The organism is Hyphomicrobium sp. (assembly GCF_020852195.1).
Taxonomy (GTDB): Bacteria; Pseudomonadota; Alphaproteobacteria; order Rhizobiales; family Hyphomicrobiaceae; genus Hyphomicrobium_C.
Genome location: NZ_JADZBI010000073.1, coordinates 1 through 10,562 on the forward strand (window position 1 = coordinate 1; position 10,562 = coordinate 10,562).

Annotated in this window: 9 protein-coding genes and 1 pseudogene; 1 reads left to right on the forward strand and 9 read right to left on the reverse strand. The window is 60.1% G+C overall.

Features of this window, described 5'->3' with window-relative positions; translation table 11 throughout:
- Window positions 1-267: hypothetical protein (locus IT540_RS05730; protein WP_291174382.1), on the forward strand; the 267-nt coding region annotated here is incomplete at its 5' end.
- Window positions 268-494: 227 nt separating this feature from the next.
- On the opposite strand, the gene IT540_RS05735 is transcribed toward IT540_RS05730, so the two are convergent.
- The 9 genes and pseudogenes from IT540_RS05735 to IT540_RS05775 all read right to left on the reverse strand — a co-directional run.
- Window positions 495-755, reverse strand: coding sequence for a hypothetical protein (locus tag IT540_RS05735; protein WP_291174384.1), 261 nt, complete (start codon window positions 753-755; stop codon window positions 495-497).
- Between the two features lie 287 nt (window positions 756-1,042).
- Window positions 1,043-1,417: a response regulator gene (locus IT540_RS05740; RefSeq protein WP_291174386.1), complete on the reverse strand. Its 375-nt coding sequence runs from the start codon at window positions 1,415-1,417 to the stop codon at window positions 1,043-1,045.
- A gap of 14 nt (window positions 1,418-1,431) precedes the next feature.
- Entirely contained in the window at window positions 1,432-4,935 is a 3,504-nt protein-coding gene (locus tag IT540_RS05745) for a chemotaxis protein CheB (RefSeq protein WP_291174388.1), read from the reverse strand.
- A gap of 167 nt (window positions 4,936-5,102) precedes the next feature.
- On the reverse strand, window positions 5,103-5,384 hold the full coding sequence (locus IT540_RS05750; protein ID WP_291174398.1) for an ATP-binding protein: 282 nt from the start codon (window positions 5,382-5,384) through the stop codon (window positions 5,103-5,105).
- Window positions 5,385-5,580: 196 nt separating this feature from the next.
- A pseudogene (locus tag IT540_RS05755) lies at window positions 5,581-5,688 on the reverse strand (phosphate acyltransferase); the annotation flags it as partial.
- Window positions 5,689-5,822: 134 nt separating this feature from the next.
- Window positions 5,823-6,764, reverse strand: a complete 942-nt coding sequence (locus IT540_RS05760) for a septal ring lytic transglycosylase RlpA family protein (protein ID WP_291174390.1) — start codon at window positions 6,762-6,764, stop codon at window positions 5,823-5,825.
- Window positions 6,765-7,094: 330 nt separating this feature from the next.
- Window positions 7,095-8,246 (reverse strand): N-methyl-L-tryptophan oxidase, encoded by a 1,152-nt coding sequence (solA, locus tag IT540_RS05765; RefSeq protein WP_291174392.1) that lies wholly within the window; start codon window positions 8,244-8,246, stop codon window positions 7,095-7,097.
- 227 nt (window positions 8,247-8,473) lie between these two features.
- Window positions 8,474-9,442 carry an ATP-grasp domain-containing protein gene (locus IT540_RS05770; protein WP_291174394.1) on the reverse strand — a complete coding sequence of 323 codons (969 nt, stop codon included), beginning with the start codon at window positions 9,440-9,442 and terminating at the stop codon, window positions 8,474-8,476.
- A gap of 71 nt (window positions 9,443-9,513) precedes the next feature.
- A partial coding sequence (locus IT540_RS05775) for a putative zinc-binding metallopeptidase (RefSeq protein WP_291174396.1) occupies window positions 9,514-10,562 on the reverse strand: 1,049 nt, incomplete at its 5' end.

Consider the following 10,562-nt stretch of genomic DNA (forward strand, 5'->3'; position numbering starts at 1 on the left):
AACATGTGGCAGCCATTCACGGTAATATTCGATACGGAAGCAAGCATTCAGAGCGATGACGCCATCGTCATGGGGGCGACGGTGACGGACAGCATGGGCCCCGATTTGCGGTTCAGATTGTGCATCACTCGGCATCATGCCGAACGACGGTGGCGGATCCCTTTTAGTAGAGAGCGGATTGCAGCACATATTTGGATGCACTTTGAGGAGTTCGAAAGCGTTGTTACTCGGGAGCTTGGGAATGGCAAAACCGAGCTGGTTCTATAGCTCTGCTCCGTCTGAGTGCGATCCACGCATTATAACGCGGCTTCAACGGCTGTACCGGAGCAGCGTCATCCTTGTAGGACTGATCGCGAGAGTGTGCATGCTAACGCCAAAGTTCCGCAAGATCTCCGCACGACCGCTTCTGGCCCGTTGCGGACATTTGACGCCGGGCGCCACATGTCGCAAGCGAAAGATTAGAGCGGTAGGGATTGGTCTGGATAGCGGCGAGACTAGGGAACGATGGCGCCATGGGCGCCCTTTCGTCTTTCTGTAGAGTGCGCACGAGGTGCGTCGTGACGCGAGAGCGCGCATGATTGGCGATCCACTCGCCCGAATTTGACCTTGTGCGAATCTTCGATCCCTTCGACGAATGTGATGATCACATCGCCGTCCTCGTTCTTCGACATCATTACGGCTTTGATTGTCGGCGTTTCCAGTAGTGCTTTGCCGAGCTGTTCAACGCAGGCTTCAAACTTGGGCATGCGAAACATTCAATACGTCCTCTTCACGATTTGAAATGATCGATCGTCAAATACCTCGGACACTTGACCATCGATTCCAACTATTGGACCTACGTGAAACGTAATTTATCCGTGTGGCCATAGTCGGGCCTGCGATGCACCGGCAACGGCTTCTTGTGTACAAAGGCGTTGCCGACGCTCACTGAGAAGTGCCCGCGGCACACGAGGTAGAATGCCTCAATATGACCGTTCAATATCATCACCTGGTCGATGCATTGATCGCTGTGGCTCCTGTACGAAGCGCTGCTGCGCTATCGCTATGGCGTTCCCTTAGTCAGCACAGCAGTCAGGGCGTCCTTGAGGCGGTCGCTGGTATAGGGCTTGGTCACGCAAACCGCACCGCCGAGGTCGGATGGTGACCGATTGCGCAGTTCGTAGCCGCTCGCGAACACAAAGGGTATTCCGCGGTCTCGAATGATGTTTGCAATCGGAAAGCTGAACTTGCCATTGATGTTGACGTCGAGCACTGCCAGATCGAACTGCCCGTCTTTGGCCCGCTTTTCGGCAGCGTCCCAACTGGCAATGACTTCCACTTCTTCGACGCCAAGGTCCTTGAGGATTTGTTCGGCATCGAGTGCAATCAGATACTCGTCCTCCACAAGAAGTACCGAAAGGCCGGTGAGCGTCGTCATGCTGGCAGCGTCTCCTAGAATGGGACCGCAATGGCGCAGCTCAGGCCGTCCGAAGACAGGCGATAGTCGCACCGGCCCTGCAGATCATGGACCACCGCGTTCTTAATGAGCCTGGTCCCAAAACTTTCCCTGACGTCCTCCTCCGTGACGTCCGGCACGTTGCTCTCTCGCCAGTTCAGCGTCAGCTCACGCCCGGCGCCATCCACACTGACCATCCAATCGATGTCCAATCTGCCGTCCTCGTGCGCCAGGGCCCCGTACTTTGCGGCGTTGGTCGCCAGCTCGTGCAGTGTCAACGTCAGAGTGAGCGCATGCTTGGGAGGCAGCATGACAGGCGGCCCGGTCTGCTTGGCGCGGTCCGCGTGGTCGAACGGACTGAGCTCAGCCTTCAGGATCTCCTGCAAGGAGGCGTCCTTCCAATTTCGCTGCGTCAAGAGCGTGTGGGTGGCCGCGAGCGCGCCAATGCGCAGCTTCAGCGTGTCAACAAGGTCCCCACGGTCGCCTTGGGTTGCGACGGTTTGATTGACGATCGAGGCCACCGTCGCCAGCGTGTTCTTGACGCGATGCTGCAACTCGTCCATCAGGCGCCGCAGTTCCATTTCCAGCCTGCGCATCTCCGTCACATCCTTGAGCACGATGCCTACGGCTGTAATCAGGCCGTCCTCCTCGTAGGGATAGAAGTCGATCAGGAAATCCCGAATCGCTTCGCGGTTCAAACGCACGGACACTTCCAGATTCACGACGGCTGTCGCCCGCTCAAATACTTCGGCGATCGGGCGCTCCATCTTCTCGGACAGATCGGGGATCATCTCCCGAAGCGTACGGCCGATATGTTTCTCGATCGGCTGTCCATTGAGTTCGGCGAAGTGCTGGTTGATCTTCATGTATCGTTGGTTGCGGTCGACCAGCGCCATGCCAACCGGCGCGGTCTTGTACAATGTCTCTATCTCATGGCTGCGCTGACGGGCGATGCCTTCATTGCGCGCGAGATCAGCCTGAGCCTGGCGGATCTTCGTGACGTCGGAGAAAACAAAGATGACGCCATCGATCGCCTCGTTGAGGTCCCTGTACGGGAGGACACGAAGGACGTGGCTCTCGTCGCCGTCCTCGATTGCCAGTTCCTGCTCGATTCCTTCGCCCGTCTCGAGCACCCTTTGCCCAAGCTCCTCGAGCTGCCGGTGATCCGTGCGCGAGACCACATCCGAGAAGGGCCGTCCCTTGTCTTGATCCTGAAAGCGGAAGAGAGATTTCGTGGCCGGCGTGAAGCTTCTTATGCGCATCTTCCGGTCAAGGAAGATGGTCGGCACTTGCGTGCTTTCAATAAAGTTCTGAAGGTCGCTGTTGGCGCGGCCAAGCTGGTCAACCTTGTTCTTGAGCTCTTCGTTGACGGTTGCCAGCTCCTCGTTAGTCGACTGCAACTCCTCGTTCATCGACATCATTTCTTCATTGGAGCTTTTGAGCTCCTCGTTCGACGTTTCGAGCTCTTCCACCGTGGTGCGCAGCTTGGAGCGGGTCTCGTCCAGCTCGTCTTCGAGTTGCTTGATGCGATCGTCGTCCGAGTAGTCGTCGATATGGGCCTCCGCGGCGGCCTCGTCGTCGCTCGGATTCGACGCCACATCCCGGAAGACCAGCAGAATCTCATCTTCGCCGAGAGGATCGGCGATGACGTCGACCCGCAAGACGAGATCGTCCTCGGCATCGATGCGAACGTCGCGCTTGATACTGCGCTTCTTGCCGCGGCGAGCTGCGTCCAGCACCGAGCGGATGGCTGACCGCAGCCCCCGCTTGGCAAGGTCGGTAATTTTAGATGAAAGCGCTCCTTCTGCCAGCTCCAGGTACTTGCTGGTACGAGTCGACGCGCGAAGGACATCATTTTCGCTGTTGACGACGACGTGCGGCGGCGCATAGCGCTCAACCATCCTTCGCATCGTCGCATCCACGCGCTCTATGGCGGGGCTCGTGCGCGCTCCTTCTGTTGGATCCTGGGATGCAGCGACGAGCGCAAGTGGTTGCACGAACAGAGGCATCGTAACTGATTGTCGATATGCGCCCCGGCGGCGATACAGTTTCAAGGTGGGGTCTGCAGATTCAAACAAATCATTGCGGGTTGCGATGTTTTCAGCAGGTCCAAGGAACAGCCAGCCCTGTGGGCGCAGCGCATAATGAAACACCGGAATCAAGCGCTGCTGAAGCGAGGTGTTGAGATAGATCAGCAGGTTCCGGCACACAATCATGTCGACCCGCGAGAATGGCGGGTCCTTAATCAGGTTGTGGCTTGAGATGCGCACCATGTCACGGATCAACTGCGCCAGCACGTAGTCGTCTTCCTGGGCGAAGAAATACCGATCCAGCAATTCGAGTGGCACATCCTTCACCGCCGAATGCGGATAGCTAGCCCTCCTCGCCTTCTGCAGCATGGGCTCGTCGATATCAGTGGCGAAGATCTGAACCGTCGGCTTCGCTGTGAGGCGTCCAAGGGCCTCGGCCATCAATATGGCAATACTGTAGGCCTCTTCGCCGCTTGAGCAGCCGGGTGCCCAAATGCGAACGGTGTCGCTCGCGCCTTTGTCCTTGAGTAGCGCCGGGATCGCCTGGGTTCGCAGGAACTCAAATGCCTCCGCGTCGCGAAAAAAGCAGGTAACGTTGATCAGCAGATCCCGGAACAGCAACTCGGCTTCGTCGGTCTTCTCGCGCAGCTGCCGTATATACTCGGCTCCGGTCGAGGCACCCACTACCTGCATGCGCCGTTGTATGCGGCGGAGCATAGTGCTGCGCTTGTACTGGCTGAAATCGTGCCCGAGCCGGTGTCGCAGCTCCTCGCAGACGTTGAGCAGGAAGTCGGTGACATCGGGAAGGCTGAAGATGCCTGCCTGCGCGCGATCGAAGTAATCGCGGAGCGCGGCCGGCATGTCGCGTACGTTTACGACCTTATCGACCAGGCCGGTTGCTACGGCGCTCTTCGGCATGCCGTCATATTTCGCTGTATCGGGGTCTTGGACCAGAGTTAGCCCACCGGCTTCCTTGACCGCGCGCAAGCCTTCACTGCCGTCGCCGCCCGTGCCCGAAAGAACGACGCAGGCTGCATTGCTCCCCTGGTCGGTGGCGAGGCTACGGAAGAAGACGTCGATCGGCCGGCGGAAGCCACGCGGCTCGGAGAAATCCGAGAGCCGCAGACGCGCTTTCTCTATGACCAGGCTGGCATTCGGCGGGATAAGGTAGACGTGGTTTGGCTCGATGGCCATGCCATCCGTGACCTGACGCACCGGCATCGGTGTGCGGCGGCCCAAAAGATCCGCGAGCATGCTCTCGTGATTGGGATCAAGATGCTGCACAAGCACATAAGCAAGGCCGGCATCGGCCGGACTCGCCATTAAGAAATTCTGGAAGGCTTCAAGACCGCCCGCCGACGCGCCCATCCCGACCACCGGGCACTGCGCTGGATGCGCTCCGACCTCCGGCTTATCGGGCGATAGCAAACCTGGCCCGCTGACGGTTTCTTCGGTCTGCTCCTGTGACATGCTACCTTTCCAGCGCAAATCAGCCCCGGAAGTATAGGGGGAACGGTCTTTCAGTTCTGGCGGCTAAAGTTTGTGCCCCGTACTGAAAACTCGTACTGGCCTGTAAGGTTCCCGGCCGCCCAAGTTTCGCGGGGACCAACATGAAGGAATACGGCGCGTTGATTGCGCTAGACAGGCGCTGTGAGCGGCACCACGAGCGTTAATTTCGCGCCCCTATCGCGGCTATTGCAGACATCAATCTTGCCGCCAAGCTGGCTGGCGAAGACGCGCACGATGCGCATACCGAGACCTCTGGAATGCTTGAGATCGAAATCGGGTGGCAATCCGATGCCATCGTCGCTGACGCTCAGCGCGATGTGGTCTTCTCCCTGGCGCTCGAGCACAACGTGGATGGTGCCTTTCTCCTGAGAGGCGTAGGCATACTTGGTCGATGAATGGGGTGCCGGCATCGATTTCAACGGACTTTCCATGTCGAGACACAGTGAGCCAGCGAACGTCCGCTCCTGGCTCTTGGTCAGTCGTTGACGCGCACCTTCAGCCGTTTGATCCAAAGAGCGGACATTGGGCTACGAGCAGTCTTTCATGCTGATGAGGCCGGATTGGTCCGTTACCAAGTGTAGGCTGACTCGCAGCATCCACGCCCGCCAGCGCCGCCATATTGACGATCCGGCGAACCGTCGCGGTGGTCTCCAGGATGTGGCATGGCTTCGCGGCTCCGAGCCAGATCGGACCCACGGTGATGCCGTTCGCTGCCGCGACCTAGGCGTTCGCGCTTGGAAGAGACTGGGGTTCAACGCAACCGAGCGGCCCCGCCAACGCCTGTGCATCGCATCCGGTTGATGGATATCGCTGGCCGCCGGGCGCAAAGCCGCTTCGACCCGCGCCGATTATTTGCCGCCGTCCGGCGCACTTGAATCGAGCAGGTACCGCTGCAGGCCCGATGCGAAGTCTATCTTCGCGCTGGCCGGGGCAGGAGACTTCTGGGCCCTGAAGCTGTCTCGACTCACGAGACGCGGGCCTTGCACCAGCCGCACCCCCCGGCTCACCGGTCGCGGGGGTGAGCGCAACATCACCAGCTCGCGGGCGAGCGACGGCGAGACCGCGAGCCGCGGCCTCGGTACCAGCGCGGCAGTTTCCACGGCAGCGTCCGTGTCGCCGGCCATCAGCTGTTCCCCATCCTCACGGACGTCGACGCGCTCTTCAGCCGCCTCGAGCGCGATGTCGAAGGTCTCGAACTTGCCAAGGTAGCCCGGAACGCTGGGATACACGCGCCGACGCACGTAGCTCGCCTCGGCCTTCGTCGGAGATTGCAGGACGCTGATGACGAGCGCAGCCACCCCCTGCTTGCGGAAGCCGAGCTTCTCTGCGGCGGCGCGCGATACGTCGAGCTTGCGCTTCCCGCTGTAGGGACCGGCGTTGTTGACCCGCAGCACGGAGGCGTCGCCCGTCTTGGGATTGTAGGCGAGAATGACGGTACCGTCCGGCAGCAGCGGGCTCGCGGCGTTGTCGGGGAGATCAGGGCGGAAGACGGCGCCCGAGCTCGTCAGTCCGCAGGGATTCAAGCGGTCGAGACGACAGCTGTCGTAGTAGGAGGCGAGCAGGTAGCCGCGCCATCCGACGAGCGTGTCGGTCTGCGCCAGCGTCCCGACGCGGTGACAGTAGCCGTGGAAGCAGTAGCGGGCGCCGGGAGACTTGGCATCCGCCGTCGGCACGGCCGCCGCGCCGACAATCAGCGTCGCGGCAGCGCCGACCAAAGCCGGCAGCGCAGGCCGCCAACCCGTGGCAAAAACCGAGGCTGCCCTAAGCAGCGGACGCTTCTCCCGTGGCATGTGACGCGGGCCGATTCGCTAAGATCGATTTCTGACTTGCGAGACAACCGTGGCGAATGTTTGAGCAGCCTCGCCCACGTAGGGTAAACGCGCGCTTAATGACTGGGGCGAAATGGCGTTCGCACAGGGCAGGAGCTTCAATCCGAGCCGGCCGTCCGACCACGGCCATCAGGTAGGCGGTCGAGCGCCTCAATGTGTCAAAGAGAAGGCCCCGCGCACAGGCGTGCAGCTAGGATCTGGATGGCGGTTCGCAAACAGGGCCGTCTGACCAACATCACCATGCCGGCCACGCCCTTGTGGCTGGCCAAGCTGGAGACCATGCGTGCCGGCTCATGCAGTTTCGTCGCCGCCGTCAACCAATCGGTCGAGCGAGAAGAGCGTCAAATCAAACGGGCTCTTTGCTTCGGACACAAGGTCAGCGAGAATTTCGCCGATGGCGCTCGAGAATTTGAAGCCATGGCCGGAACAGGGGGAGGCCACAATGACGTCGGGGTAGCCCGGCAGCCTGTCCAGAATGAAGTGTTCGTCCGGGGTGTTTGTAAACATGCAGGATCGCAGCGCGAGCAACTCTCCGTCTGCTTCCGGAAAAAAGGCGGCGAGGCCTCGCCGCAGGGCATCTTCGTCTGCCTGGTGAGGCTCACGGGGCAACTCGTCGGCCGGTCCTTGTTCTCCCAAATGATGGTAGAGGCCAATTTTGAAGCCGGGCACATGCCACGTGGGGAACTGATAGAAGTGCCCTATGTCGCTCTTGAGATTGGATACGGGAAATTTACCGAGCTGGAACAGTTCCGGATTTTTCGGCTGAAACCAGCCAAGCACCTGTCGTTCGGGAACCGCCAATCGGCGCAGAGCCGGGACAAGGTCTCCGATCCAGGCACCGGCGGCGACGATCAATTGGCCGGCTTCATAGGTGGCACGTGACGTTCGCACCCGAACGCCGCCCCCCGCGATCGGCTCGAAATCCAACATGGCTTCTCGGGCGCGCAGCTCGGCGCCTGCCTTAAGGGCGATGTTGGCTGCGGCGACGATGGCCCGCTCCGACGCGACAAAGCCGCCGTCCTGCTGGTAGAGCGCGACGTAGTTGTCCGGGAGAGTGTAGCCGGGATAGCGAGCCCCGACTTGGTCGGCGGATAGCAATTCGTGGGGAAGCTTGTGCAACGCGCAGCTTGCGAGCGAACGGCTTATGATCTCACTGCCATCCTCGCCGATATCGAGCGATCCCGTGGCGTAGAGGAGCTGTTCGCCCGCCAGCTTCTCCGTCTCCCTCCATAGCTCATAGGCTCTCCGGAGTATCGGCACGTAAGCCGGATGCTCGAAATACGCCAATCGGATGATGCGATTTACGCCGTGCGACGATCCCATGGCATTGGGAATGTCATAGCGATCGCAGCCGAGTACGCGTTTCCCGCGCATGGCGAGTTGAGCGCAGGTTGCTGCGCCCATCCCTCCGACACCGGCTACGATGACATCATACGTACTCACGGTTCCTCATCCGTCTTATGATTGGTGCCACTGACGTCAAATCATAGACCGCGCCGATCGTCAGCACCAATGGACCCAATGGCGCCATTGCCCAACAACAATGGCCGCTCACTGGCGCCCGCGGAAACGCCTGGCGTTGAGCCAGAGCAGCCCTCATGCGGCAGGCAGATGAAGCGAGCTTTGGGTCAGAAGCGGACAATACGACCGATGCCAGTCGATGCTAGGTATCACATGATCATTCGCTCGGGGTCGTAGCTCATCCCGAAACGAATGAGACGTTCGATCAGCTCCGGGTATTCGATGCCCGCAGCCTCCGCCGCGCTTGCGAAGTCCTCGTCCGAGGCGATCTGCGGATTGGGGTTGGCTTCGAGAAGGTAAGCCTCCTCGTCGTTGGTGACACGGAAATCCAGCCGCGCATAACCGCTGAGGCCAAGCAGCCGGTAGATGTCGCGAGACAGCTTTTGCAATTTGGCGCTGAGCTTTTCGCTGATCTCGGCCGGGCCTGTCATCACGCCGGCCTGATCCTGATAGTCCGGATCCCACTTGCCGCGACCTGTCGCGATCAAGGGCGATCCCGCGGGTCTGTTTTCGACGAAGAACTCCCATGGGGGTAGCACGGTGACGCGTTCGTTACCCATGATGCTGACATAGATTTCACGCCCTTCGATGTACTCCTCGGCAAGAGCCGCCGACGTCGCGGTGCGATGTATGAACTCCACCCGCTCCATCAATTTTACGTCGTCGCGGACGATCGAAGCACCCGATATCCCGATGGAGCCCTCTTCCGTCAGCGATTTGACGAAGAGCGGAAACCCCAAGGTGCTGGGGCGCTTCGTGGTGCGCTTCATGGGGAAGATGGCGAATTCCGGCACCTTCATCCCCTCGTAGGCGAGGATTTTCTTCGTCAAGGCCTTGTCACGGGCAATCGTGAGGCCGCGAGGATTGCAGCCGGTGTAAGGCTGGCGCAGCATCTCCAGGAAACTGACGACGTGCTGATCGAAGTGTCCGACGTGATTGAACTCCTCGGCGAGATTGAAGACGATATCCGGCTTGTGGGCTTCGAGCGCGTCGGTGATTGTCGCGATATCGTTCGAGATCCCGACCGGAACGAGGGTATGACCGAGCGTCTCGATGGCTCGTTTGACGTCATACTCGGTTTTCCGCAGCATCCGTTCCTTGCCGCTGAGCTCCGTCAAGTCTCCGTTCGGCAGCAATCGCTCGTCCGCGAGCAGAATGACCGTCAGCTTTTTCTTCGACCTGATCCTGGTCATAGCGGCAGTCTCGGGCTGTTCCGAATGATCGATACGGTGGCGCGGGAAACGAGACGCGATACCTTTTTGACCGTTTCCGCCTTCGACCGCGTTTGTCTCAGCTTCAGTATCCGGGCTCGATGAACGAGCTGCCGCAGCACCTGATCGACGACGTAGGCAGGAACCCCGAGCGGTTTCGCCGTGCGCCTCCTGAGGCGCGTCCTGTATTCCGTCAGCAGGGCCGCCGCCGACATATGCCCGCGCGCGCGACTGCCCGTGCCGCTTGCCTCGAAGATCCGCTGCAACGAGCCGTCAAACTCGTCTTCGGCATCGATAGCGTAAAATTCGCGCTTCTCGTCATAGTGGTCCCGAAGTGTTCGCGTGGAGTCCCGCAACTCGCTCCCGATCCGCCTCGGCTTTATCTCGGGCTCGACGTCGCGGAGATTGCGCATCCACGTGTCGACCGCGCTCAGTTTCTCATAAGCCGGCCAATCGCGGTACTTTCGGCGCCAGCCGTTCTTGGAGCGAAGCCACACGGCGAACGTCTCTGCAAAATCCTCGACCGGATGCGATTGCGCATACCAGGCGTTGAGATGCTGCACGAAATCTCGGCTGTCCGAATCCGCTACGTAATCCGTTGGATAAGCGCGTTGCGGCGAACCGAATACCTTGCGGTATTCGCGCATTTTGCGCAGCTGGAACGCTTCGTCCACGGCATGTCCGGTCTCATGCCGCACGATGCTTAGCGCTTCATCCAGCGATGCGCCTTCGGCTTCCAGCATCATCTTGCGCTCGAGGCGGATCAGTCGCGGATGTAGAAGGTAGAACGGGACGGCGAATCCAACGACCTCGTCGGGATTGTACCATTGTTCGGAGATCCAGAGGGTCGGCCGGAAGCGAATGCCGCGCGCCGTCAGATCATCGAACACGGAGTGCGCCCGCTGCTCGATCACGGACCCCTTGAGACGTAGCGGCAAGTCGCAGAACCGCAGACGCAGCAGTTCGCTATCCGGCATATGATCTAGGCGCGACGCTCTCGTGGTCATACTGCTCCAAGAAATGGTTG